The sequence below is a fragment of the Citrobacter sp. CF971 genome (assembly GCF_006385635.1).
In the GTDB taxonomy this organism is placed as follows: Bacteria; Pseudomonadota; Gammaproteobacteria; order Enterobacterales; family Enterobacteriaceae; genus Citrobacter; species Citrobacter freundii.
The window spans coordinates 3,562,190-3,587,727 of the sequence record NZ_CP041051.1; the positions used below are offsets into that span (position 1 = coordinate 3,562,190).

Consider the following 25,538-nt stretch of genomic DNA (forward strand, 5'->3'; position numbering starts at 1 on the left):
AAAGGGCGCGGAAAAACCGCTCCCTAAGGAAGCGGTCTTGCACGGTTTTATTTACGTTGGTAGTCGATAGACAAGCCATATCCCTGGACGCCATCGTTGCCGAGGGTAACGCCATCGGCATTATCGAAGGCAGCCTTCGCTTCGGCGTTGGTAAGCGGAATAACCAGATCGCTATTGTTGTAGGTAGCGTTGACAATCCCACCCACAGTGCCCAACTGCAGACTGTTACCGGTGAATTTCCAGCGGTAGTTGTAATCACTGGTAACTTCTTCACCTGCATCGTAAGAGCGACTGGCGTTTTTATCTTTCCACAGCAGCACTTTATAGGTGGTGTTAGTTTTAAGTTTGGTGCTCGTGCCCAACAGATTGGTTGTTGTACCCGCCTCGTAGATGACGACGTGGACATTTTCATCGACCACCGGACCTTCCGGAATGTCATCATCGTCAGAACCACCGCCAGCGTTGGTCGACAGATCGTTTAGCAGCAATTCTGTGGCAACATTCGGATCGCCGGTAGTTGTGGTAGGCGTAATTTTAATACCGATGTAGCGATCGGCATCCGCAGCCTGAATTTCATAGGTGTCGCTGCCTTTTGTACCTATCTCTTGTGCATCGCCGCCATTCTGATCGCTATAGCTCATCCACTGCACGGTTGCTTTGGTCGCCGTGTTATCCGCATCCAGGTCACCTTCCGTATCGCCGATAGCCCAGTTGACCGTCACTTTGTCGCCCGCGTGAAACTGCCGGTCACCTTCAGTTGCCACGGTTCGACTACCACGGTCAATCGTCACCGTGACATGTGCTTTATCCGTTTCCGCCGTTTTATCTGCAGCCCGTGTAATCCACGGGATAGTCCCTTGAATAGTACCGGTACTTTCTGTCGCGCTTTGCCACTGACCGGCTTTCAGATTCCCATTAGCCGCGACTGCAGGCACAGCACAATACCCTGCCACAGCCAACGCCAGTGCGACCTTCGTCAGCCGCCGTTTTAATACTAATTGCATCAAGACTCTCCTTTTTCTTCAACATTCAGCGACTGGCTGGTCAGCCACTACGCTGACACTATTTCTGGCTATACACCACGCGTATGCCATAGCCCTGAATACCATCCTGCTCATGAGCAGCGAATTTTTGCGCAGCCTCTCTATTTGTTGCTGGCAACACCAGATCTTCATTGCGGGTATTGGCTTGTGCTCCAGTATTTCCCGTCACGCTTTGCCCGGTAAATTCCCATTGATAGTCATAAAGCGCCATTTCATCTTCTGCCAGTTGTTCTGACATCTGGAAAACGCCGTCTTTATTGGCATCACGCCACAGTACAAATCGATAGGTATTATTGACGACAGGATGCCTATCTTGTTTGCCGCTCAAATTAACGGGAGAAGATGTTTTCATTTGATAAATGAGCGCATTCAACGCATCAAGCGCATCACCGGTAAACGTCACGTCAACATAGTTACTGTCGCCGTAGGCGTCTTCCTTCGCTTTCCAGCGAAACGTACCAGGAAGCGTACTGGAGAGCGTGACGGTTCCCGCCTTTTTGTCACGGCTGGCAATGAAGACGCAGGGCAATTCGGCGGTACAAGCTGTGGAGGAAAGCGACACCTTTTTGTCATTGCTGTCATAGAGTTCAGGCGCCATAGCCTCATCCACCAGCACTTTACCGTTACGATCGGTCGTATCCCCAAATGAATCGGTCAGCACCAGGTCCATCACAACACCATCGACGCCATCCGCCAAAGCGCTGGCCTCATGGCTATGATCGGTACGATCGGCGTCAGCGACGTTATCGACAATCAATTCGATTTTACGATCCTGCTGGACGGTAATTTCCACAGCACCCGAGTTTTGCTTATTCCCCTTTTCATCTTCCAGGGTCATGCGCACTTTCCAGGTATTTAACTCTGTACGCTGTGCTTCTGTATCCGCATTGACCCACGCAGGGAGGACCAGATTCCAGCGGTTATTATTCCCTTCAGTGAGGGCATCAGCTTTTACCACTGGCATCACTAATGTGCGATTGGCATTATTTTTTGCCTGCCAGGAGGCGGAGATGATTTTGTAGTGATGAGAGACAAGCGCATTGATCGTCCACTTACATTTCTCCAGTCCCACCGCAGACTCAGGCGTGTCTTCAATTACGCATTCAGGATGGACATTGGTCGCATCGGCTTTGAGCCATAACGCAACATCAAGGGGATCTTTTTCACGGTATTCAAGAACGATAAAATTATTACGCTCGACAAAATCGGTACGACTGCCCATTAAAGAGCGCTGAATTTTTACGTTTTCCGGATCAAGCTGAGCCGCCAGGGGCGTACCTAACTGATAAGTGACGGTTGCGTTGATGCTAAGGTCGGCATTATCTCCGGTACCGGCTTTGTAATCTGCACCTAACGTGACCATCGGCACAGGCATGTAATTGAGACCAACGGTTACCGCATGGGGATTTTTTTGTAAATTGTCGGTACCAAATAATGCCACTTCATCGCCATAGTACTGCTCGTAGACTAATTTCCCACCGATCTGTGGATAAAATGACAGCCAGCTTTCAGCCCGAATATCCCATCCCCGGGCGGGGTGCTCTTCATAAAACTCGAAATCCTCAGACTCTTTCCAGTCAGAAAGTGGATGGTAATAGTTGCCAGAGAGCTTCAGATAATCTGTCCATGCCTCAGTGCCCAAACCTAAGCGACGGTGCCCACGGCTAAAATCGTAGTCATAAAAAGCGTTGCCGCCGAGTAACCAATCCCCCACATTTTGACGCAAGCCAAAACCGATATTTCCAATGGTCCGGTCCTCTTTACGCTGCGCGGAGATTTGGGTAAAAATCAATGTATATTGGTTGTCGTATAAGGGAACAAAATAGTCGAGAGAGCTACCATCAAGATCGCCCCCTTCACCAACAGATAAACTGGTCCGTACTTTTCCGTACGGTGACATTAACCCTTCTATATACGATTGCGTGGAGGAGGTAATTTGATTTTGCAAATAGCTTTGCGCCTGTGATTTCAACGCGTCAGGCGTCAGGTTTTCAAAGCCTTGTGTCGCAGAGTTAATAAAATAGTCGACACCTTTCTCTTTAATGGATTGATCTTCGTTATTATGCTGTTCTTTTAGTACCGACTCACTGCCGAGATCGGGCAACGTAGACTCACTTATGTTATTGGTTGCTGCAGGCGCAACAATATTGTCCCCGGCAATAACTGCGCCAGAAACGAATAGAACAAGCAAGATAACAAAGCGCGCCCTTCGGGCCATAACATGTTCCTGTATTAACAAAGTTACTGTACAGCAGGAACATTATATTTATGATTCACGCTAATGAATGCCTTTATAACCTAAATATAATCCTAAAAAATCAGCCAGATTATCAAAGCAAGATAAAATATTTGTAATAATAATGATTAAAGCTGATTAGCATTCATAATAAATATTAATCAGCAAAAATTATTCATAATATAATTTATATTATGACATTATATTCCACGCGTTTCTTCGAAATAAGGCCATGGCCGTTCTGACAGAAATAATCCACCGCTCCGCAGGCTTTTAATACTTGCAGTGGCAGATGGCATTCCGGACAACGCGCTTCCAGTTGAATATCTTTGTGACAATGCTCGCAGTGCGCCACACCATTTTGCGGCTCCAGCTCTGCATGACAATCCGGGCAGGTAATCGACATATCGTGTCCTTATACAGAAAATGTATTGCTGCTTTTATATTAACACCATGCGCTTAATGTGGCCCACGTAACTGCTGCTGCAATGTTAACAGGCACTCCACTTCTTCCAGCCTGCGCAGTGTCGTTTGGCTCACCTCCTGCGGACAACGTTCAAACAAACTTTGCGCTCCCAGAATTTGCTCAGCGAGACAATGGGCGTAAATCGTACCAGTAATGCTCCAGCGTTGTACCACCTTGCCGTCAATCACTTCCAGTACATCTTCTGTACCGCGTCGGTCATGGCTGATAATACGTCCGTCACGCAGATAAAGCCGCAGACCTTTTTGCCCACCAGCTGGCCCCGCATATTTGTTGAGCCAGATATCCAGTGGAATGCCGCTAATCTGCCCCTGAAGATGCGCCTCGCCTTCTGCCGTGGTCAGGTCACTCTGGGGGATATCACGTCCCAGACGGTCTTTAGCACTCACTAACCGCAGCACCATCTCATTATTCCCTCCCAGATACCGTACCGTTTCCCGCAGCATTGCTAACACGTGCGTACCGATATCCAGAATCACGCCATCCGGGTGGCGAAGTTCACGCGTGTCCGGTTCACCGGTGGCAAAGTTAAGCGCTATCGGCTCACCTGCAGCGTTAAATCCACTTGGCTCCTGCAAGAAACCTTCGATTTTCACAATCTCGGCAAAAGTGCTGACCAACCCTCGTTTCACCGTTTCGATGCGCGCCATCCAGTGGTCGAGTGCCAGTACACGATCGGCAGCGCCTGGTTGAGCCAGCAGCATTTTCAGTTTTTCAATTTGGGAGAGCGTGGCGACAATAGGTTTTTCAACCACGATACGTGCGATGGGAGAGGCCAGGGCCTGTTCAAGCACCTCAAGGTGATGCAAGGATGCGGTCGTGATGAACAGGGTATCAAGAGGCTGAGTAAGCAGCTCTTCGAGCGACGTACAACGCGTCACGCCTGCTGGCTGTTTTGTGGGTTGAACATCAAACCCCACACAGCGTAATGAATCACCGAAGAGGCTACGTAATGCGGGCAAGTATGCCGTTTCAACGACTGCGCCCAACCCAACAAACCCTAACAGCATGTTCTCACCTCAAAAGTTGAATTACCGGGGCATAACGTCTGCCCCGGCATCATCGAGGTACTATCAGGCGCTAGTTGCCGGTTTAGTCTGTGTATTCTCCAGCATGCGACGAATCGGAACAATGAGAACGATCAGTACCGCGGCGCAGATAAGCAGCGCAATCGAGCAGCGCGCGAAGAGATCTGGCAGCATATCAAGCTGGTCGGCCTTCACATGACCACCAATCAGACCCGCGGCCAGGTTACCCAACGCACTGGCGCAGAACCACAAACCCATCATCTGTCCACGCATTCTTTCCGGTGCCAACAGCGTCATGGTCGCCAGACCAATTGGGCTCAGACACAGCTCGCCGAGCGTAAGCATCAGGATACTGCCTACCAGCCAGAATGGAGAAACACCCGCGCCGCCATTTGCCAGCACGTCTTGCGCCGCCAGCATCATCACGCCAAAGCCCGCCGCTGCGCAGAGAATGCCGATGACAAACTTGGTGATACTGCTTGGGCGAATATTCATGCTCGCCAGTTTTGGCCACGCCCAGCTGAATACCGGGGCCAGCAGAATGATGAACAAAGCGTTAATCGACTGGAACCATACTGCCGGGATTTCAAAATCGCCGATCATACGGTTAGTGTAGTCGTTGGCGAACAGGTTGAACGAGGTAGGTTTCTGCTCAAAGGCAGACCAGAAGAACGCAGCGGAAACCAGCAGGATAAAGCAAACCAGCAGCCTGGCGCGTTCTTTACGGTTCAGCCCCGCAAAGACGAACAGATAGATAAAGTAAAGCGCAACTGACGCGGCAATCACGTACACCAGCATGCTGGCAACCGCGACCGGGTTAATCACAATCACTCCCTGCGCAATCAGGGTAACAACAATTGCTACACCAACTGCCAGCGCCAGCAGCCACGCGCCCACACCATTACGTTTCACAACCGGGCTGTTCCAGGTCGAGTCCAGGCCCACTTCGCTATCGTAGCGTTTCATCGCCGGAACGGCAAAGATACGGAAGATGAGCAACGCCACCAACATTCCGATACCACCGATACCAAAACCCCAGTGCCAGCCGTGAGTTTTAATCAGCCAGCCGGAGATCAATGGCGCGATGAAGGAACCCAGGTTGATACCCATGTAGAACAGCGAGAAACCGCCGTCACGGCGCGCATCGCCTTTTTTATACAGCGTACCCACCATCACCGAGATACAGGTTTTGAACAGGCCAGAACCGAGCACAATGAACATCAGGCCAATAAAAAACAGGTTGTCACCCATGATGGCCGAGAGTGCAATCGACAGGTGACCAAGTGCTATCAGGATGGAGCCATACCATACCGCTTTTTGTTGACCAAGCCAGTTATCCGCCAGCCAGCCACCTGGCAGCGCAGCAAGATACATGGTACCGGCAAAGATACCGACAATCGCCGAGGCATTTTCACGCGCCAGTCCCATGCCGCCGTCATAAACGGTAGCCGCCATAAACAGGATCAGTAACGGACGAATGCCATAAAACGAAAAACGCTCCCACATCTCAGTAAAGAACAATGAGCCGAGCGGATAAGGGTGACCGAAGAACGTTCGGCTTTCTTTTTGATTAACAGAGGATTGCATAATTCTCCCGAAAGTTATGTCGTCGTGCGTGTAAACACCGCGATGTACGCCGACCAGTTACGTAGCTGGTCGATTTTTTACATGCGGCGAAGATTTATTTAACCATTTGATAACCTGGCAGTAGTTTTGTCTAGTACCAACCGGGGGACTTTAAGATGAAAACTCGACAATTGTCTACTTTCTTAGATTTAAACTTGGTAAAAAACGAATAGTGATTGACATTGCGCGGGCTGAGGTTGACGTTGGAATAACGAAAAAAAACCCGCGACAAGCGCGGGTTTTCATCTGCATCAGCAACGATTACTTGCTTTTTTTAATGTGTTTAATCAAACGCTTACGTTTACGCATCTGAGTCGGAGTCAGCGTATTGCGTTTGTTTGCAAACGGGTTTTCCCCTTCTTTGAACTGAATACGGATCGGCGTCCCCATTACGTCCAGAGATTTGCGGAAATAGTTCATCAGATAACGCTTGTAGGAATCCGGCAGGTCTTTGACCTGGTTGCCGTGAATCACCACGATTGGCGGGTTATAACCGCCCGCGTGGGCGTATTTCAGCTTCACACGACGACCACGCACCAGTGGCGGCTGATGATCTTCTACTGCCATGGTCATGATGCGCGTCAGCATCGCGGTGCTCACGCGACGGGTGGAGCTGTCATACGCTTCACGGACCGATTCAAACAGATTACCCACACCGCTGCCGTGCAGCGCAGAGATAAAGTGTACGCGTGCAAAATCAATAAAGCCCAGACGGAAGTCCAGCGTCTCTTTGACCTGCTCTTTTACTTCCTGCGTCAGACCATCCCACTTGTTCACAACGATAACAAGTGAGCGCCCACTGTTGAGGATAAAGCCCAGCAGCGACAGGTCCTGATCGGAAATCCCTTCGCGCGCGTCAATCACCAGCATCACCACGTTGGCATCTTCAATCGCCTGCAGCGTTTTGATAACTGAGAATTTTTCTACCGCTTCGGTAATTTTGCCGCGCTTACGCACGCCCGCGGTATCGATAAGCACATATTCGCGCTCATCGCGCTGCATCGGAATATAAATACTGTCACGCGTGGTCCCCGGCATGTCGTAAACCACCACACGATCTTCGCCAAGAATACGGTTAGTAAGTGTGGACTTACCTACGTTCGGGCGACCCACGATCGCCAGTTTGATCGGCAAATCCTGCGGATTGAAATCATCTTCAGGCTCTTCTTCGCCATTTTCTTTGGCTTCCAGCTGCGCCCAGTATTCCGCGTCTTCGTCGACTTCTTCCTGCGGAGCAACGTCATCCATCCACGGCAGCAGAACATGCTCCAGCAGGCTGAGAACGCCACGACCATGGGACGCCGCGATCGGATAAATTTCACCCAGACCCAGAGAGTAGAAATCAACAACCGCCTGGTCAGGATCGAGTCCGTCAGTTTTGTTGGCTACCAGGAACGTCGGTTTCTGGCGCGAGCGCAGATGTTTCGCAATAGCTGCATCCGCTGGCATCAGGCCAGCACGCGCGTCCACCATGAACAGCACAACGTCCGCTTCTTCGATAGCCAACAGCGACTGTTCCGCCATACGGGTTTCAACACCGTCTTCGGTGCCATCAATACCGCCGGTATCAATACAGATAAACTCGCGGCCTTCAATTTCCGCACGACCGTACTTACGGTCACGAGTCAGACCCGGGAAATCCGCAACCAGCGCATCTCGGGTGCGAGTTAGACGGTTAAATAACGTGGATTTGCCAACGTTAGGGCGCCCGACAAGCGCGACCACAGGTACCATGTTTAAAGCCTCATTTAAAAAATCATCAGACAACGGGCACATTTTTGCTCCGTTGTTAAAAACAGTAAAACGGCCCCTGCACCAGGAGCCGTTTTTCAAAGCGAGCGGCCGCGACGATTAACGCGTAATAGAGTACAGCGTACCGTCTTTCGCCTGGATCAGCAGTTTACCATCAGCAGAGACCGGCTCGGTCAGGAAACCTGAGCTGTCAACTTTCTGCTGGGCAACAAAACGGCCATCGTCAACGTTAATCCAGTGCAGGTAGCCTTCGCTATCACCGACGACCAGATTGCCGTTATACAATACCGGGGACGTCAGCAGACGGTGCAGCAGATCGCTTTGCGTCCACAGCGTCACGCCGCCATCGGTGGTCAGTGCCAGCACGCGATCGTTCTGGTCAACCAGGTAGATACGGTTACCGTCGACGATGAAATCATTCACCGAGCCCAGTTCGCGTTTCCACATGATCTGACCACTGCGCAGATCCAACGCCGTCAGGTTACCATTATAAGCCAGCGCGTAAACAACGCCATTGACGATAACCGGCGTGGTATCAACGTCGCTCAGACGATCGATTTCCGTTGGGCCTGTCGCCTGAGAGATACGCTGCTGCCAAATCATCTGGCCCTGCTGCATCAGCACAGCGCTTACGCGACCGTTATCACCGCCAACAATAGCTGCGCCAAAGGCGGTTGCCGGAGCGGATTCGCCACGTAGAGACAGAGAAGGCATGTCGAGGTTAACGGTCCATTTGATGGCGCCGTCGGCTTCGTTTAAGGCCTGCAACTGACCGTTGCTGGTGTGGATCAATACCACGCCATCGCTCACAACAGGACGAGACAGCGCTTCACCAGCGACTTTCGTCTGCCATGCGGTAGTACCGTCACTGGTGTTCAGCGCATAAACCTGTGCTTTTTCACTGCCGATATAAACATGACCGCCGGCCACGGTTACACCGCCAGAAAGCTGTGCAGATGCACGGGAGAACCAGCCATCTTTCTCACCCAGATTCACAGACCAGACTTCTTTGCCGTCGCCTGCGTTCAACGCTTTAACTACACCAGCGCGAGAGGCAGCATAGACAACGTTATCCGCCAGCGCAGGATGAAGATTGGAATAGAAATCACCAATACCGTTTCCTACAGAGGTGCTCCATTCCGTAGACGGAGTAAACTGGTTTTCAACCACCGGTAATGGGGACATCTTAACGACATCTTCTTCGCCACTAAACAGTGAACAGCCGCTCAATAGGGTAACGGAAAGCAGCCCTGGCAGAAGTAATTTACGCAATTGCATCGGGTCCCTCTCAGATGGACAAATTATTGATTTTCATCTGCATCATTTCGCTCAGAGCAGGAGAGGCATCGCTTTTCACACCCGCTTCCCATGCGCTACGCGCACCTTGTTTGTCGCCTTTACTCAACAACGCTTCACCACGCAGATCGGCAACAATGGCCGCCCACCCTTCACCTTTAATGGTTTCGAGTGTTTTCAGCGCGGTATCAGCCTGTTTAAGCTGAACCTGAACACGAGCCAGACGCAGGTTTATCACTGCTTTGAGATTTTCATCGCTGGTCGCAGCCAAGCCTTGTTGCAGCTGGCTTGCGGCTTTCTCAAGTTCATTTTGGTCAACAAACTGCTGCGCCAGTTCCAGTGAAGCCAGCGCGCCATAGGTATTTTTATTCTCTGCAGCAAATTTCTCAGCGGCAGGAATGCTGTCCGGTTTACCCGCGCTAACCGCAGTTACCGTATTTTGATACGCCAGAGAAGCAGAGCGTGCGGACTCCGTCTGATGGCTGGTCCAGTAACGCCAACCAACCAGCGCGCCAACCCCTAAAATGATCCCAACAGCCAGCGCCTTGCCGTTTTCAGCAAAGAAGCGTTTTACCGCATCAACCTGGTCGTGTTCGTTCTCGTAAATTTCCACGCTGTCCTTCTCCTTAGCCCAGTAAAGTGCGCAAATGCGCGGCAACGCTATCCTGCGCTACTGCCGTTTGCTCACCAGAGCGCAAATCCTTCACTACAACAGTACCGTCAGCCACTTCGGACTCGCCCAGTACCAGTGCAACGCGGGCGCCCCACTTATCGGCACGAGCAAACTGTTTCTTAAAGTTGCCGCCACCGTGGTTTGTCATCAGTTTCACACCAGGAACTTCATCGCGCAGACGTTCTGCAAGCGTCATTGCTGCCGACTGCGTGTCCGCCCCTGAAGCGACCAGGTATATATCGACAACAGGATCTGCGTTAAATTCCGGATTAACTGCCTGAACTAACAAAACAAGTCGTTCCAGACCCATAGCAAAGCCCACGGCAGGCGTTGCACGACCGCCAAGTTGCTCTACCAGACCGTCGTAACGACCACCGGCACACACGGTACCCTGAGAGCCCAGGCTGCTGGTGACCCACTCAAATACGGTGCGGTTGTAGTAATCAAGACCACGAACCAGACGCTGATTGACGGTGTAGGCAATGCCTGCGGACTCCAGCAGTTTGCACAAACCCGCGAAGTGCTCGCGCGAGTCGTCGTCAAGATAGTCGCCCAGTGCAGGCGCGTCGTTGAGCAGCGCCTGTACTTCCGGGTTTTTGGAGTCGAGAACGCGCAGCGGGTTGGTGTACATACGGCGCTTGCAGTCTTCGTCCAGTTTCTCTTTGTGCAGTTCCAGGTAGGCAACCAGCGCATCACGGTAGTTAGCGCGGGCTTCAAGCGAACCGATCGAGTTCAGCTCCAGCCTGACATGCTGAGAAATACCCAGCGCGCGCCACCAGCGAGCGGTCAGCATAATCAGTTCTGCATCGATGTCCGGGCCTTGCAGGCAAAACACTTCGACACCCAGCTGATGGAATTGACGATAGCGTCCTTTCTGCGGACGTTCGTGGCGGAACATCGGCCCGATATACCACAGACGCTGTTCCTGATTGTACAGGAGACCATGTTCGATGCCGGCGCGTACGCAGCCCGCAGTCCCTTCAGGACGCAACGTCAGGCTGTCGCCATTACGGTCCTCAAAGGTATACATCTCTTTTTCAACCACGTCGGTGACTTCACCGATCGCGCGTTTGAATAACGGGGTCTGCTCTACAATCGGCAAGCGGATTTCACTGTAACCGTAGCTGCCGAGCACGTTTTTAAGAGTGCCTTCAATGCGCTGCCAGATGGCGGTTTCGCCAGGCAGATAATCGTTCATGCCGCGAATGGCTTGAATGTTTTTTGCCACGTTTATTCTCTTTATGAATATAAAAATGAACCCTCAGCGCTAACCCGAACAATGCGGGCGCCATGCGGGTTCAATCATACACGGGAAGCATGCCGCTTCCCATCACGTTGTTATTTTTCAAGCTGCTGCACGTCGATACGACGCGCTTCGTCCAGAATACTTGCTTTGGCACGAATGCGGGCTTCAAGCTGCGTAATCATGTCGTCGTTATCGAGTCTGTCCTTACGCACGCCGTCTTCATACAGGCCGCTTTTCTTGTTACCGCCCGTCACGCCCAGCGTAGAAACCAGCGCTTCACCAGGGCCGTTTACTACGCAGCCGATGATCGAAACGTCCATTGGCGTAATGATATCCTCCAGGCGTTGCTCCAGCGCGTTAACCGTACCGATAACGTCAAACTCCTGACGCGAACAGGTTGGGCAAGCGATGAAGTTGATCCCGCGCGCGCGAATGCGCAGCGATTTCAGGATATCGAAACCAACTTTGATCTCTTCCACCGGATCGGCCGCCAGAGAAACACGCAGCGTATCGCCGATCCCTTCAGATAACAGCAGGCCAAGGCCGATCGCGGACTTCACCGAACCACTACGCAGGCCACCAGCTTCGGTGATCCCCAGATGCAACGGTTGATCGATCTGTTTCGCCAGCAGGCGATAGGATTCTACGGCGAGGAAAACGTCAGACGCTTTAACACTAACTTTGAATTGATCGAAGTTCAGACGATCGAGGTGATCCACGTGGCGCATCGCGGATTCCAGCAGCGCCTGAGGCGTCGGTTCACCGTATTTTTCCTGCAGATCTTTTTCCAGCGATCCGGCGTTGACACCGATACGGATAGGAATATTTTTATCACGAGCGCAATCCACCACCATGCGAATACGCTCTTCACTGCCGATATTACCTGGGTTAATACGCAGGCAATCAACGCCGTATTCCGCCACCTTCAGTGCGATACGATAGTCGAAGTGTATATCGGCAACCAGCGGGACGTTAACCTGCTGTTTGATAAGCCTGAACGCTTCTGCGGCATCCATTGTCGGTACAGAGACACGAACAATGTCTGCGCCTACGCGTTCCAGCGCTTTAATCTGATTAACCGTCGCTTCCACGTCCGTGGTACGCGTATTAGTCATAGACTGTACGGCGATGGGCGCACCATCGCCGATCGGCACGTTCCCAACGTAAATGCGTGTCGATTTTCTACGTTGAATTGGAGCCTGGTTATGCATTAAAAAATCTCCCGCATTGCCGTCTGTTACTGAGCCGGTGATTGTTCGGCATTAACGGTCAGACGCGCAACCTGGTTAGTTCTGATAAAACGACTCAGATCGACAGGTTTACCCTGGAACTGAATCTGCACTGCCGCCGGAGCACCAATCTTCAGTTTGTACGGTGCCTGACCGGTCAAATTCAGATTGCCATCTTTACGCTGCATCCCGCTGAACAGTTTTTTACCGGTCGCATCGGTGACTTCCAGCCAGCAATCGGCGGTAAAGTTCATCACCAGCGCGTTAGGATCGGCTGCAGGTGTAGTCACACCTGCCTGATCGGTCGGCAGCGGTGCCGCGGTAGCTGGCGCTGTGGTTGCAGTATCGACGTTAGCCTGAGAAGGGGCAACGACGGCGTTTTGTTGCGCATCAGCAGCCGGGGCCTGAGCCGCTGCGGTATCTTGTTGCGCTGGCGCTGAATCCGTTACCGCGCCATTTTCAGCAGCCGACGTGGTATCCTGGCTTGCTGCAGCGCTGGTATCTAACGGTACATTCTGCGCACCCTCTTTACCGGCATTCAACTCAGCGGAGGATTGATCGGCCATGGTGGTGATCTCTTCCTGCTGCGCTTTATGGTTCTGCCACCACCAGGCGCCAGTCAGTCCGACAACGACAAACAGTACCAGCCAGGTAAAGGTCATTAACCAGCCGTCGCGTTTCTTACGACGCTTACCGAGCGAGAAGCTCTGCATCGGTGCGACTTTGGCAGGACGAATCGGAGCCTGTTTTTCCAGCCCTGGCAACAGTTCTTCTTCAGGAATATGCACCAGACGCGCATAAGAACGGATATACCCGCGCAGGAATGTTGAAGCAAGATCGGCTGGCGCCTTATCTTCTTCAATATCGCGTACCGTGGAGACCTTCAGGCAAAGTCGCTCCGCGACTGCCTGCTGGCTGAATCCGAGTTGTTCACGGGCATTGCGCAGACGAATGCCGGTGGATAGTGTTTCATTTTTGTCGTGCGTGGCTTCAGTATTCATTCGCTACAGCTGCGTAATATTTGGGTTCTGATGCCGGCGAGCCACAATGCTCACCCACACCGCGAAACATCTGGTCAGTTAACCTTCGTCAGACAGTATAAAACGGTCAGACTATCAATGACAAAACGGCGTAAACCTGAGGGCTAAACACTTGTTACGCCGTTACATACTGCCTTAAAGTCGACAAAAACGCACCGTTATTATTGACCTGACGACGACAACAAAAAACCTCATATGGCTTACGTTGCACTACGGTACAAGAATTATACCGTAGTGCGCCAACATCAAACGGTCTTAATGTCGATAGCGTCGCCCTGCATACGCTTACGCAAAGTACGCTTGGTACGGTCGATAACGTCGCCCGCCAACTGACCACAGGCTGCATCGATGTCATCGCCACGTGTTTTACGCACAATGGTGGTGAAACCATAGCTCATCAACACTTTAGAGAAACGATCGATACGGCTGTTAGAACTACGGCCATACGGCGCGCCCGGGAACGGGTTCCACGGGATCAGGTTGATCTTACACGGCGTATCTTTCAGCAGTTCTGCCAGCTGATGCGCGTGTTCAGTGCCATCATTGATGTGATCTAACATCACATACTCAATGGTCACACGGCCCTGGTTAGCATTGGATTTCTCCAGATAACGACGAACCGCGCCAAGGAATGTTTCGATATTGTACTTTTTGTTGATCGGTACAATTTCGTCACGAATTTCATCGTTCGGCGCATGCAGAGAAATCGCCAGCGCGACGTCAATCATATCACCCAGCTTATCCAGCGCAGGGACAACGCCCGAGGTGGAGAGCGTGACGCGACGCTTGGACAACCCAAAACCGAAGTCATCCAGCATGATTTCCATCGCCGGCACTACGTTGGTCAGGTTGAGCAGCGGCTCACCCATCCCCATCATCACCACGTTGGTGATAGGACGCACGCCCGTTGCTTTGACCGCGCCGACGATTTTCGCCGCGCGCCAGACCTGGCCAATGATCTCCGATACCCGCAGGTTACGGTTAAAGCCCTGTTGCGCCGTAGAGCAGAATTTACACTCTAATGCGCAACCGACCTGTGAAGAAACACACAGGGTCGCACGATCGTCTTCCGGGATATACACCGTTTCAACGCGCTGATCGCCAACAGCGATAGCCCATTTGATCGTACCGTCAGAAGAACGCTGCTCTTCCACCACTTCCGGGGCGCGAATTTCAGCCACTTCTTTCAGCTTGTTACGCAGCACCTTATTGATGTCAGTCATGTCATCAAAGTTGTCGCTGCAATAGTGGTACATCCACTTCATGACCTGATCGGCACGAAACGGTTTTTCGCCCATCTCTTTGAAGAATTCTCGCATTTGCTGACGGTTCAGATCCAGCAGGTTAATTTTTCCATTTTTATTTGGAACCGCAGGAATGACGACTTCAGAGGTGTTAACTAATTCAGACATAATTTTTTCCGGCCTCGTTGTTACACGTTGTGGCCCGTGGAGGGTTAAAAAGAAACGCCCCGGCAAGCGATCTGCTCTTCCGGGGCGTTGCATTGTACAAAGTCTGGCGCAGGGATGCCACGTTTGCACGAAGCATTAGCGAAAATAATATGTAAATCGCTAATTCATCTCCAAAGGATTTCGCGTCGCAGGAAGGCGGCAAGTTCGAGCATCCCCGGGAGCATAGAAAACTATGTGACCGGGGTAAACGAATGCAGCCAACGCATCTGCGACGTGAAAGACGCAGGAGATTAGCGAGTGCGCGGGCAAACCTCACCTTCACCAAAGAAATAGGCGATTTCGCGCGCCGCTGACTCAACGGAGTCGGAACCGTGAGTACCGTTCTCGGTGAAGCTGTCAGCATAGTCTGCACGCAGAGTACCGGCCAGCGCATTCGCTGGGTTGGTTGCGCCCAGCAGATCGCGATGACGCTGTACGGCATTTTCGCTTTCCAGAACAGAAACAACGATCGGACCAGAGGTCATGAATTCAACCAGACCGTCAAAGAACGGTTTGCCATCGTGCTCAGCATAGAAACCACGCGCCTGCTCAACGGTCAGGTGCAGCATTTTAGTCCCGACGATTTTGAACCCTGCTGCTTCAAAGCGCGCAAAGATGCTCCCAATAACGTTTTTTGCCACCGCGTTTGGTTTGATGATGGAAAAAGTACGTTCAATAGCCATGATAACCTCTGTAATGTGTTCTGTTGTTGTCTATATAGATGTACGACCTGGCGCGGATTATAAAGAGCATCCCGGCAATTGACTATTGATGAAGGTAACATTTCTTTAAAATAAGATGAATTTTAGCAACAAACAGTCACTAACTGGTCTACTGCATCGAAAATCTCACCGTCGCTACCTGGCCTGCATCATCCATCACCAGCAGTTGATAATCCCCTTTAGTCGCCAGCCGTAACGTAAGACGACGTCCGCGTTCATCCAGCCTTTCACCGTTAAGAAACCACCAGCGTTCACCGCTCCCACCGCTGGTTTGCACCGGCAATGAGGCTTGAGCAGAACCGGGTAAACGCTTCACAATCGCGCCATCACGAATGCCTGTCAACTGCAACGGCTGCGAAGCGTCTTGTCCCAGCGGCGGACATGTGGCAGAAACTGGCGGTAATCTCGCCCCACGACGTTCTGATTCCGGTAGCCATGGCTCCAGCGGCAACGGCCAAACGATTAACGTTTGCTCGTGCGCCTGCGGGCAATCCGCCGCCACACGTTTGCCTTCATCATCCAGCCAGACAGGAAAACGAATGCCATTAACCCCTTCCTGCTCGGGCAATAATAACGTTGGCGGCTGACTGCCATCCAGTAACCAGGTTGCCAGACGGCGACGGCAGTTGCTGTCACCGGGGGCAAGAGATTGCCCGCCCGGCCAGCACACCACACCGCGACTCACGTATTCAGGGCGTGGATCTTCCGGCTGATTTGTCCCGCGAGAGAGCAAAAGATTGTTGACCTGATTGAGCAACGGTACGGCGCTGGCGAAACCAAACTGCCCCACCACTGGCGTACCGTCGGGCCTGCCGGTCCAGATACCGATCACATAACGCGCATTAACGCCAATCGCCCAGGCATCGCGATAGCCATAGCTGGTGCCCGTTTTCCACGCCAGAGGAACCACTCTGCTCAGCGCGTTATCCGGCAGCGGTTGCGCTTCGTCAGCCATAATGCGGCGAATAATCCACGCCGCGCCCGCCGACATCAACGGACGTTCCAGTAGTGGGTCACCCGGCTGCAGACGCAGTTTTCCCGCTTTTCCCTGGCGGGCAAAGGCGCTGTACGCTGCGGCCATATCTTCCAGCCTTGCCCCCGCGCCACCTAAAATCAGCGACAGATTCGGCGCAGCTCCTGCGGGCAGATACAACGGTAAGCCGACGTTACGTAACGATGCGGCAAAACGCTTCGGGCCATAGGCTTCGAGTACCTGCACGGCGGGTAAATTCAGCGAGCGCACCAGCGCTTCGCTCATGCTCACCGGGCCATGAAAACCGCTGTCAAAATTCCCCGGTCGATAGTCCCCGGTTCGCCGCGGGACATCCTGCAATAACGAAGCGGGATGAATGAGTCCGTCATCCAGCGCCAGGCCATAAACAAACGGCTTCAGCACCGAGCCAGGCGAACGGATCGCATTCACCATATCCACATGACCAAAGCGGGAGTCGTCATTCATATCTACCGACCCCACCCAGCCACGCACGCTCATATCGGTGTGATCGACCACAATCATCGCCAGCGAACTGCGCGCAGGTAAGCGCCCCTTCCAGTTTTGCGCCAGCTCTTCCAGTTGACGCTGCAATCCGGCATCAAGGGTAGTCACGATTTTATCGCTTCGGCTTTTTCCCAGCATCATGCGCGAGAATAACGGTGCTAACTGCGGCATTTGCCGGGGTGCCAGCCAGACCGGTTCTTCACGCGACTCCTGCACCTGTCTGGCAGGCCAAATGCCCTGGGTCGCCATACGTTCGAGCACTTTATTACGCGCCGCTTCAGCACGGTCCGGCCAGCGATCCGGACGCAGACGGCTCGGCGCCTGTGGCAAAACAGCCAGCAGCGCGGCATCGGAGTAACTCAATTGCGCGGGTGATTTACCAAGATAAGCCCAGCTTGCCGCCCCCACGCCCTGCAGCGTACCGCCAAACGGCGCGCGGTTGAGATACAGTGTCAGGATGTCGCGTTTGGAGAGATGCCATTCCAGCTGCAATGCGCGCCAGAGTTGGCGAAACTTGCCGCCAAAGGTTCGCGGATGGGGATCGAGTAATCGTGCGACCTGCATGGTGAGCGTACTGCCGCCAGAAACCACACGCCCAGAGGAGAGGTCTTGCCATGCCGCGCACAGTACTGAAAACGGATTGACGCCGGGATGCTTCCAGAACCAGCGGTCTTCGTAGTTAATTAACGCCTCAAGGTAGCGGGGCGACACCTCATCAATCGTTACCGGATACCGCCAGATACCATCCGCATCGGCGAAGCGCCACAGCGGCGTACCATCATGCGCCACCACGACCCGCGCCGGATCGACTTCGTGCAGCGGCAGCGGCCAGATTTTATCTGCCGCCCAAACCGCCGCCACAAACAATAGTGCAACGGCTGCCAGCCAGAGCCAGCAGCCGCGTTTACCCAACTCGCGTATCATTTACGGTCTGACAATCAAAAGTCCCTCTGTCGCACCGGTCGCGCGCCACTGCGGAACATACATTGATTCCACCTGCGGGACAGGAACCTGGTAGGTCCCCGGCGTTACCGCCCGCGCCAGATACACCAGCGTAACTGGCTGTCCTTCGTTGACCGCCACCGCGGCGACAAAGCGATCGTCACGGAACTCAACGTGCTGGATATCTGCCTGCTGCATCTGATTAAGCAGATTCGCCACTTCGCTGCCGCTATCCTGCAGGCTGGCGCTGCCGTTGGCCAGATTCTGGTTTTCCAGTTCCAGTCCTGCTGGCAGTAAATCGACCACCAGCGCATCCGGCACGTTCTGGCTGGCTTTTACCTCCAGCCAGACCAGCACCAGTTCGCCGCTACGCAGCGAATCCAGCGATTTGCTATTTCCGTCAGTTCCCAGGATTTGCCGCTCAATATGCAGAACGTTGCTGGCAGGCGTCGGTGCGGTTTGTGGATAACCACTCACATCCAGACGCAACCACAGCGGTAGATTACCGGTATTGGTGACGCTCAGCGTAGACAGCGCATCGGCATCCAGATTGCGGGTTAGCGATTTATCCCCTGCTAATGGTTGTTCCGAGAGTGACGTTTGCGCCTGCCACGTACCAGGCAAATCCTGTAACGTACGCGCGGCAAGGAACAACGCATTATTTTCCTGAGTCGAGAGCCAGCGCTGTCCAAAGGCCTGTTCTGACAACGTGTTCAGCAGCGTATTCTGCACGTCAGGTTTGAGCTTGTTCTCTTCGAGCAAGGCCAGCATCAACGCGTTATCCCGTAAGGCACTGCCGTAATCCGCCATCCACTGTTGCGTATCGCGGCGCGGTGTATTCAGGGCCAGCGTCAACGCCTGTTCACTGCGATTGGCATCGCCCATATTTTTCAGCGCGATCCCCAGTTGTAACAGCGGTAAACCAGAGGCTGCTTGCGCACGACGCTCCCAGATCTCACGCAATGCGCCGAGCGGAGCTTTTTGCTGATGTGCCAGAACCAACGCGGCGTAGGCTTGTACGGCAAACCGGCTTGCTGAAGAGTCGTCGGTATAGCGAATCGACATCATGCCCGGATCCTGCAAATAGCGCAGTAGCCGCTCGTTGCCCCGGTTAATCACCTCTACCGGGACACTGTAGCCCTGTTCATTTGCCCGGACGAGGAAATCCATGACATACGCGGTCAGCCAGTACTCTTCCGACCCGTTTTTATCCCACAGCGCAAAACCGCCGTTATCACGCTGCATCTGCACTAAACGGGAAATCCCAATATCAACTGCCGCGCGACGTTTTTCATCGCTGTCGCCCACAATACCTAACGCCTTCAATTGCGCAGCGTTGGTGTATAAGGATGGGAACAACCCGCTCGCCGTTTGCTCCAGACAACCGTAAGGGTACGCTTTCAGTTCGCGGATATAGCGCGCCAGGTTTAGCGGCGGCTTACCGCTGAACAGCAGTTGCCCCTGCATCGTCACAGGGGAGAAATTGATCAGTTCTTCGCCCGGAAGCTGCCAGGTCGCGCCCGGCTGAAGTGCGACACCGTTATTAACGGTTTGCGCCGGGAACGCCGGACGCACGCCAATCTTCCACTGTTTATGCTGAACAGGCAGCGTTTCACCCGGTAAAGTCAGACCGCTAATTTCTGCCTGAATTTCGCCATCGCCAAACCCTTCCCGCGCGCGCACCGGAATAAACAGCGTAGTCCTTACGCCTGGCGCCAGATTTACCGGCGCGGGATCTTGCCCCATCAGCTCCAGTAAACCATTGGCCGCGAGCTTAATATTCAGCGTTTGCGGTTTGTCAGTCAGGTTAGTCACGTCCAGCGTCAGGCGCGAGGTATCGCCTCCCGCCAGAAAACGCGGCATATTCAGTTCAGCAATCACCGGCGCCGCAACAATCACTTTGCTTTCGCTGCTGCCAAAGTCATCCGTCGTCCAGGCCTGCGCCATTACCCGCAGCTCGCCGTTGAAATCACCAATAGGTAACGTCACCGTACCTTCGCCCTGCTCGTTAAGCGTGACCGGCAGCGCCTGTTGCGCCACGATATTGACGTGATTAACCGGTGGCTTACCGCCGCGTTTTAATTCATCGCCATCACCACCAAAGCGCAGCGCCGCCAGGCGTCCTTGCCCTTCGATCACCTGGCCGTAAATATCATAAATATCTGCGCCATAGCGTTTTTGCCCGAAAAACGCCTGCCACGGATCCGGCGTGGCGTAATCGGTAATGTTCAGTACCCCGCTATCAACGGCAGAGACCAGCACGTTAACCTGTTTTGGTACGTCGCCATTTTTGACGCTGGCTTTAATCTTGACGGTCAACGGCTGGTTTGGACGTATTTTCGCCGGGTTTTCCAGCGCCAGCGCCAGACGACGGTTTTCGTCACCTAACGGCAAATGCAGTAAACCGACCGCCCGTTTTGGCGTTGCCGAACGGGACTTGTCGCCAGGACGAACCACCAGCGCACTAAAATACAAATCGTGGCGATTCCAGGTTTTATCGATTGGGATGGAGATATCAAGACCATCCGCCGGTACGTCTATTTCTTGCCACCACAGCGGGCCTTCGCTGGATTCCACCATCGCATAACCTTTGCCAGCAGCGGGAGCGGCAACGTGCAGATTCATGGTATCACCGGGACGATAGCTGGGTTTGTCCAGTTTCAGCGTCACGCGATCGGGACGCACAGCCCCACTGCCGTCGCTGTTATCCTGCCAGCTATAACCGGCCCAGAAGCGTACGCTGCTCACCGCATCATTTGGAGCTTTCACTTCCAGACGATAGGCGCCCCACTCAACCGGGAAGCTGACTTTACCGGTTTCATCGGCCTTAAGATCCAGAGTCTGCTCACCTTCAACCAGATCCTTTTGATCGAACTGTGATTGCCAGCCCTCGCCTTCAGACCAGTTCCAGTAATAATCTCGTCGCTCGCGGATCAAACGCACCTGCAAACCGGACACCGCTTTTTTCTCGCCTTGCGCATCGGCATACACAATGTCGAAAGCGGCGTTGCTGTTTTCATCAACGATAGGCTGATTCACGGTAGTATCGGTGCGGTAGTCATAGACGGCTTTTGCTGCAAACTGCGGACGAATGCCCGGCAACGTATCCGCAGGCCAGATGGCTTGCTCAACCCGACGCGTCACCGGACGGCCCCCCGACTCCAGCAGACTGGCTTGCAAAACCACCTGTAACGGGGAATGCGTCTCCTGCCACTGGCTGTTGGTGGTCACTTCGCCGCGTCCGTGGTCATCCAGCGTGAGCTGAACTTCATCGAGGCTGCGGGAAAGATTTTCTTCGGCAATATTACCAAACTGGAAGCCCGGCAATGCCTGCACCGCTTCGCGCAGCGGGCGCAGGAAAAGCTGCCCTTGCAGAGCATTGCCGTTAGCGGGCGCACCGTACAGGTAGTAGCCCACTACCGAAAACTTCACGTCATCAGTTGGTGCCACCGGGATCTTATTGGCGGTGAGATTGAGCGCCATTCGCTCCGGCATAAAGTCTTCGACGTGGAAATCCCACATCCGTGACTGGTTGTCGCCCGTATTAGCCCGAATATGCCACATGCCGGTTGGCGCGTTGGTGTCCAGCGGCCAGCTAAAGCGGTACAAGCCGTTTTCCGGTTGGCTAACCACCGAGCGTAACACTTGTCCGTCGGGCTTCACGACCTCCAGCTTCACCGGCTGGTCGGGCAACGTTTTGCCATCGCTGTCACGCAGTAATCCGTTGAGGATCACCGTTTCGCCAGGACGATAGAGATCGCGTGGGCCGAACATAAAGAACTGCTTGCTGTATCCCGGCGCACCGGCAATATCAAATTCAGCCAGATCCAACGCCGGGAGCTTCAGATCCAGCAGCGTGGTTTGCCCGTCTTTGCGGGCCAGCAATAAAGCCGCGTCTTTATCAGTCTCCAGTTTGACATGACCCTGAGCGTCGCTGGTAGCCTGCGCCAACGTCTGTCCTTTTTCATTGAGTAACGTGACCTCAATCCCCTGCTGCGCGGCGCCGTTTTCCAGGCTCTGCGTAAAGACATCCAGTTGATTATGGTAACGGTGTGCAGACACACCAATATCGCTGAGCGTGAACAGCGTAGCGGCATTACTGTAGTTGTATTGTCCAGCCTGATTCATCACCGCGATGTAAACACCTGCTTGCTGCAACGGCTTGATATCGCTCAGTGGCAACAGCAGCTTCTCACGGGTGTTGCGCGCAGGATTGAGGTCAAAGCGTCCGGTATACACCAGTTCCGCCATTTTCAGCAGATTGTCAGATTCCCAGTTAGTCAACGAATTGCGGTATTCCCACTGGCTGACAAACGCACCGAGCGACTCAGGCTTCACGCGAAAGAAGTTCACATCTACGCTATTAACGTTAAGGGCCATCACCGGCAGCCCTTCAATCACTTTTCCCGGCAGCAGCGAACCGCGACTGGCAAACCCTACGCTTGGCTGGACGTCGCGAGTGGTAATGTTTTTTTCATAATCAATAGCGAACGTCGCTTTATTCAGCGCCAGCAAATCACGCTCAATGGTAACGACCAGTTCCCGGTTAGGTTCCAGATGGCGTAAGCGTAGCTCTTTCAGATTTGGCGCCAGCTCCCAGGCACCATCCACTTTGCCGTTTTTTTTATCAACAACGTGCACGACGCGGGAAAAATCTTGTTCCGGATCGAGGGGAATGGAGAAGGTCAACACGAGCGTTGCCGCACCGTCGAGCTGGACCTCTGAGGCATCCAGCAGCGTCAGCGACTTGCCCTGGCTTTGCTGCATCAGTTTTTGTAATTGAGCCTTATCTTTTGCTGGCGCTGTCTGTGGCGCAGGCGCATCAGGCTTCGCAGCCGTCGGTGATTTTTCGTTATTATTATCGCACCCGACCAGTGCCAGCATCAGCATGCAGGCCGCTACGCGTAAATGTTTCATTTTTCATCCCTGGCCGTAGTGGCCCGTTAGCTACGTAGAACAACTATTATGCGTCAGATTTCCGGCGGTGGAAGTCAGTAACTGAACAACGTTGTCTTAATTTTAGTGATTAATGTGGATTCACCTGACAAATCAGCCTGTTTTACTTGTCGCTTTACGGTAAACATCCGACAATTTGCCAAAACCTGGTAAAAATGGAGATGCCTATGACCACCGCCTTCTTTGTCGCTGCCGACTGGCTTGCCGAACACATTGACGACCCGGAAATACAAATTCTTGATGCCCGGATGGCACCTCCAGGACAGGAAGATCGCGATGTTGGCGAGGAGTATCGTGCGGGCCATATTCCTGGCGCAGTCTTTTTTGATATTGAAGCGCTTTCAGATCATACCTCACCGCTACCGCATATGATGCCACGCCCGGAAGCTTTTGCCGTTGCGATGCGCGAGCTGGGCGTTGATCAGGATAAGCATCTGGTTATCTACGATGACGGTAATCTGTTTTCCGCGCCACGCGCATGGTGGATGCTGCGGACATTTGGCGTCGAAAATGTCTCCATTCTGGCGGGCGGTCTGGCAGGCTGGAAGCGCGATGATCTAATGCTCAAAGAAGGCGATGAGGATTTACCTGAAGGTGAATTTAACGTGGCCTTTACGCCTGGCGCTGTTGTGCGTGTTACCGATGTACTGCTGGCCAGTCATGAAAAAACCGCACAGATCGTCGATGCCCGTCCGGCTGCGCGTTTTAACGCAGAAGTTGACGAACCTCGTCCTGGCCTGAAGCGTGGTCATGTGCCCGGTGCGCTTAATGTACCGTGGACAGAATTGGTTCGTGACGGCGAGCTGAAAACTACCGACGAACTGGATGCTATTTTCTTCAGTCACGGCGTGAGCTTTGACCGCCCGATTATCGCCAGCTGCGGCTCCGGCGTAACGGCTGCCGTGGTGGTGCTGGCGCTTGCCACGCTGGGCGTTTCTAACGTCGCATTGTATGACGGCGCATGGAGCGAGTGGGGTGCTCGCAACGATTTACCGGTAGAACCATCTGAGGCTAAATAAAATCTGATTTATTCATCTTTTTCGTCCACAAAAAAACCGCTCAAATGAGCGGTTTTTTTGTGCTGGTCCGGTTCGCGGCCTTTCCAGCAGGCTATGTCACCATAGCAATGCAAGCGTACATCAGGGGGCAAATAGTCCCTTTTAAGGGAGTGAATGTCAAGTTAATTAGCTGCGAAACTATTCACTATTTGAGGTATTATCTTTTCCGGCCCTTTTCGCCGCCTCGCAAGCGGGCACTGGTTTCAGGAAAGGATGTCCCATGGCCGTATAAGCAAGCGTACATCAGTGCTTGCTATCACGGCATTATCGCCAGTGGTGCTGTCGTGATGCGGTCTTCGCATGGACCGCGCAATGAAGATACGATACTTCTGTATCGTGCTTGTTGTATCTGGTGCATTGTGTCTTCACGGTGATCAGAGTTACTCAGGTAATTCTGCACGCATGACGCTCAGCGCCCAGAGCAAGTAAGCTTGGTAGCCGCCTTTCGGGGCGGCTTTCCTTCACTCAGATAATCCGATTCTGTTTAAAGTCGCGCAGGAAACCGCCCCAGCGACGTTCATAGAACGGTGCGATGTGCTCAGTGATAAAATGGCTCACACCCTTCTCACCTTTCCTCACCAGGCAAATATCAATCGGTTCATCACCCGGTAACGTATCCGTTGCAACACTCCCCGTGGCATGAATAATCTCTTCAATATCGCCATCCGCTTCAATGCCAATCAGCAGATTCGGCTGGGCTTCCGCGCTTTCTTTGATTGAGCAGAGAAACGCGCGTTTTACTGGCTTAATGGTTTTAAACAGCGTAGTCAGCGAGTCAATCATCTGCGCCGGAGGTTCAGCGACTTCAGAGAGGATCAGCGATTCACCGCCTTCCAGTACTTCCTGGGTGCTGAGCGGATTCCCTTCTTCCCCCATCAGCAGGCTGATTTCACGCGGCATAAATTCTTTGCCAGTCGGCAGTTTCGCGTTGAGAAACAGCGTTTCGCCGAGCGTCATTTCAAACAATGTACGCACCGGCATGACGACAAACGCCTGCTCATCTTCAACCGCCTGCTGCAGAGCTTCCAGGGAGGTGAAGAACGGGATCACGGTCGTGCCGTCTTCTTTTTCCCAGTGCTGAAGATCGAGGGCGCTGTCTTCAACCACCGCCTCGCCTTCTGCGGCTGTACCCGGCACCCAGACGGTAGACTCCAGTAAAGTACGGAAAAATGCCGGACGATGCGCAGGCTCTGTCGCCGCTTGCTCCAGCAGGGTTTCTAATTCGTTTTTCGTTTCGGACATAGAGATCACAAATTAT

18 protein-coding genes are annotated in these 25,538 nt (G+C 53.1%); 2 read left to right on the plus strand and 16 right to left on the minus strand.

Annotation, left to right across the window (positions count from 1 at the left end; all coding sequences use genetic code 11):
- Window positions 1–47 precede the first annotated feature (47 nt).
- The 15 genes from E6P06_RS20870 to E6P06_RS20940 all read right to left on the minus strand — a co-directional run bounded on the left by E6P06_RS20870 (window position 48) and on the right by E6P06_RS20940 (window position 23,183).
- The gene (locus E6P06_RS20870) at window positions 48–1,004 is read right to left on the minus strand and encodes a SinI family autotransporter-associated protein (protein ID WP_086529460.1); all 957 of its coding nucleotides are present in this window, start codon (window positions 1,002–1,004) and stop codon (window positions 48–50) included.
- Window positions 1,005–1,062: 58 nt separating this feature from the next.
- Window positions 1,063–3,261, minus strand: a complete 2,199-nt coding sequence (sinH, locus tag E6P06_RS20875; protein ID WP_139935680.1) for an intimin-like inverse autotransporter SinH — start codon at window positions 3,259–3,261, stop codon at window positions 1,063–1,065.
- Window positions 3,262–3,466: 205 nt separating this feature from the next.
- Entirely contained in the window at window positions 3,467–3,685 is a 219-nt protein-coding gene (locus tag E6P06_RS20880; RefSeq protein ID WP_003838464.1) for a zinc ribbon domain-containing protein, read from the minus strand.
- A 53-nt stretch (window positions 3,686–3,738) separates the two neighbouring features.
- Window positions 3,739–4,773: a Gfo/Idh/MocA family oxidoreductase gene (locus tag E6P06_RS20885; protein WP_049002460.1), complete on the minus strand. Its 1,035-nt coding sequence runs from the start codon at window positions 4,771–4,773 to the stop codon at window positions 3,739–3,741.
- A 63-nt stretch (window positions 4,774–4,836) separates the two neighbouring features.
- Complete coding sequence (locus E6P06_RS20890; RefSeq protein ID WP_003037736.1) at window positions 4,837–6,378, minus strand: peptide MFS transporter; 1,542 nt, start codon at window positions 6,376–6,378, stop codon at window positions 4,837–4,839.
- Between the two features lie 300 nt (window positions 6,379–6,678).
- On the minus strand, window positions 6,679–8,151 hold the full coding sequence (der, locus tag E6P06_RS20895; protein WP_003037733.1) for a ribosome biogenesis GTPase Der: 1,473 nt from the start codon (window positions 8,149–8,151) through the stop codon (window positions 6,679–6,681).
- A gap of 117 nt (window positions 8,152–8,268) precedes the next feature.
- Window positions 8,269–9,447 carry an outer membrane protein assembly factor BamB gene (bamB, locus tag E6P06_RS20900; RefSeq protein WP_003838454.1) on the minus strand — a complete coding sequence of 393 codons (1,179 nt, stop codon included), beginning with the start codon at window positions 9,445–9,447 and terminating at the stop codon, window positions 8,269–8,271.
- A 10-nt stretch (window positions 9,448–9,457) separates the two neighbouring features.
- A complete protein-coding gene (locus E6P06_RS20905; RefSeq protein WP_003037727.1) occupies window positions 9,458–10,078 on the minus strand; it encodes a YfgM family protein in 621 nt (206 codons plus the stop codon).
- Window positions 10,079–10,091: 13 nt separating this feature from the next.
- Window positions 10,092–11,366, minus strand: a complete 1,275-nt coding sequence (gene hisS / locus E6P06_RS20910) for a histidine--tRNA ligase (RefSeq protein WP_139935681.1) — start codon at window positions 11,364–11,366, stop codon at window positions 10,092–10,094.
- Window positions 11,367–11,476: 110 nt separating this feature from the next.
- Window positions 11,477–12,595 carry a flavodoxin-dependent (E)-4-hydroxy-3-methylbut-2-enyl-diphosphate synthase gene (gene ispG, locus E6P06_RS20915; RefSeq protein WP_003838451.1) on the minus strand — a complete coding sequence of 373 codons (1,119 nt, stop codon included), beginning with the start codon at window positions 12,593–12,595 and terminating at the stop codon, window positions 11,477–11,479.
- Window positions 12,596–12,621: 26 nt separating this feature from the next.
- Window positions 12,622–13,614 (minus strand): cytoskeleton protein RodZ, encoded by a 993-nt coding sequence (gene rodZ / locus E6P06_RS20920; RefSeq protein WP_003838449.1) that lies wholly within the window; start codon window positions 13,612–13,614, stop codon window positions 12,622–12,624.
- A gap of 284 nt (window positions 13,615–13,898) precedes the next feature.
- Entirely contained in the window at window positions 13,899–15,065 is a 1,167-nt protein-coding gene (locus E6P06_RS20925) for a bifunctional tRNA (adenosine(37)-C2)-methyltransferase TrmG/ribosomal RNA large subunit methyltransferase RlmN (protein WP_003037713.1), read from the minus strand.
- A gap of 290 nt (window positions 15,066–15,355) precedes the next feature.
- On the minus strand, window positions 15,356–15,787 hold the full coding sequence (gene ndk, locus E6P06_RS20930) for a nucleoside-diphosphate kinase (protein ID WP_003037710.1): 432 nt from the start codon (window positions 15,785–15,787) through the stop codon (window positions 15,356–15,358).
- 148 nt (window positions 15,788–15,935) lie between these two features.
- Complete coding sequence (gene pbpC, locus E6P06_RS20935; protein ID WP_139935682.1) at window positions 15,936–18,248, minus strand: peptidoglycan glycosyltransferase PbpC; 2,313 nt, start codon at window positions 18,246–18,248, stop codon at window positions 15,936–15,938.
- Window positions 18,249–23,183 carry an alpha-2-macroglobulin gene (locus tag E6P06_RS20940; protein WP_139935683.1) on the minus strand — a complete coding sequence of 1,645 codons (4,935 nt, stop codon included), beginning with the start codon at window positions 23,181–23,183 and terminating at the stop codon, window positions 18,249–18,251.
- A gap of 206 nt (window positions 23,184–23,389) precedes the next feature.
- Here E6P06_RS20940 and sseA point away from each other — a divergent pair, with 206 nt between their 5' ends.
- The gene (gene sseA / locus E6P06_RS20945; RefSeq protein ID WP_003037701.1) at window positions 23,390–24,241 is read left to right on the plus strand and encodes a 3-mercaptopyruvate sulfurtransferase; all 852 of its coding nucleotides are present in this window, start codon (window positions 23,390–23,392) and stop codon (window positions 24,239–24,241) included.
- A 351-nt stretch (window positions 24,242–24,592) separates the two neighbouring features.
- Entirely contained in the window at window positions 24,593–24,709 is a 117-nt protein-coding gene (timP, locus tag E6P06_RS28080) for a small toxic inner membrane protein TimP (protein ID WP_242670821.1), read from the plus strand.
- A 36-nt stretch (window positions 24,710–24,745) separates the two neighbouring features.
- Here timP and sseB read toward each other — a convergent pair whose 3' ends face one another.
- Window positions 24,746–25,522 carry an enhanced serine sensitivity protein SseB gene (gene sseB, locus E6P06_RS20950; protein WP_016150758.1) on the minus strand — a complete coding sequence of 259 codons (777 nt, stop codon included), beginning with the start codon at window positions 25,520–25,522 and terminating at the stop codon, window positions 24,746–24,748.
- Window positions 25,523–25,538: the final 16 nt, after the last annotated feature.

Excerpts from the sequence above, each read along its gene's own strand:
- rodZ (WP_003838449.1), bottom strand. The coding sequence starts at position 13,614 with ATGAATACTGAAGCCACGCACGACAAAAATGAAACACTATCCACCGGC.
- sseB (WP_016150758.1), bottom strand. The coding sequence starts at position 25,522 with ATGTCCGAAACGAAAAACGAATTAGAAACCCTGCTGGAGCAAGCGGCG.
- sinH (WP_139935680.1), bottom strand. The coding sequence starts at position 3,261 with ATGGCCCGAAGGGCGCGCTTTGTTATCTTGCTTGTTCTATTCGTTTCT.
- E6P06_RS20940 (WP_139935683.1), bottom strand. The coding sequence starts at position 23,183 with ATGAAACATTTACGCGTAGCGGCCTGCATGCTGATGCTGGCACTGGTC.
- bamB (WP_003838454.1), bottom strand. The coding sequence starts at position 9,447 with ATGCAATTGCGTAAATTACTTCTGCCAGGGCTGCTTTCCGTTACCCTA.
- der (WP_003037733.1), bottom strand. The coding sequence starts at position 8,151 with ATGGTACCTGTGGTCGCGCTTGTCGGGCGCCCTAACGTTGGCAAATCC.
- E6P06_RS20885 (WP_049002460.1), bottom strand. The coding sequence starts at position 4,773 with ATGCTGTTAGGGTTTGTTGGGTTGGGCGCAGTCGTTGAAACGGCATAC.
- E6P06_RS20890 (WP_003037736.1), bottom strand. The coding sequence starts at position 6,378 with ATGCAATCCTCTGTTAATCAAAAAGAAAGCCGAACGTTCTTCGGTCAC.
- timP (WP_242670821.1), top strand. The coding sequence starts at position 24,593 with ATGAAGATACGATACTTCTGTATCGTGCTTGTTGTATCTGGTGCATTG.
- E6P06_RS20880 (WP_003838464.1), bottom strand. The coding sequence starts at position 3,685 with ATGTCGATTACCTGCCCGGATTGTCATGCAGAGCTGGAGCCGCAAAAT.
- ispG (WP_003838451.1), bottom strand. The coding sequence starts at position 12,595 with ATGCATAACCAGGCTCCAATTCAACGTAGAAAATCGACACGCATTTAC.
- pbpC (WP_139935682.1), bottom strand. The coding sequence starts at position 18,248 with ATGATACGCGAGTTGGGTAAACGCGGCTGCTGGCTCTGGCTGGCAGCC.
- sseA (WP_003037701.1), top strand. The coding sequence starts at position 23,390 with ATGACCACCGCCTTCTTTGTCGCTGCCGACTGGCTTGCCGAACACATT.
- ndk (WP_003037710.1), bottom strand. The coding sequence starts at position 15,787 with ATGGCTATTGAACGTACTTTTTCCATCATCAAACCAAACGCGGTGGCA.
- E6P06_RS20925 (WP_003037713.1), bottom strand. The coding sequence starts at position 15,065 with ATGTCTGAATTAGTTAACACCTCTGAAGTCGTCATTCCTGCGGTTCCA.
- E6P06_RS20870 (WP_086529460.1), bottom strand. The coding sequence starts at position 1,004 with ATGCAATTAGTATTAAAACGGCGGCTGACGAAGGTCGCACTGGCGTTG.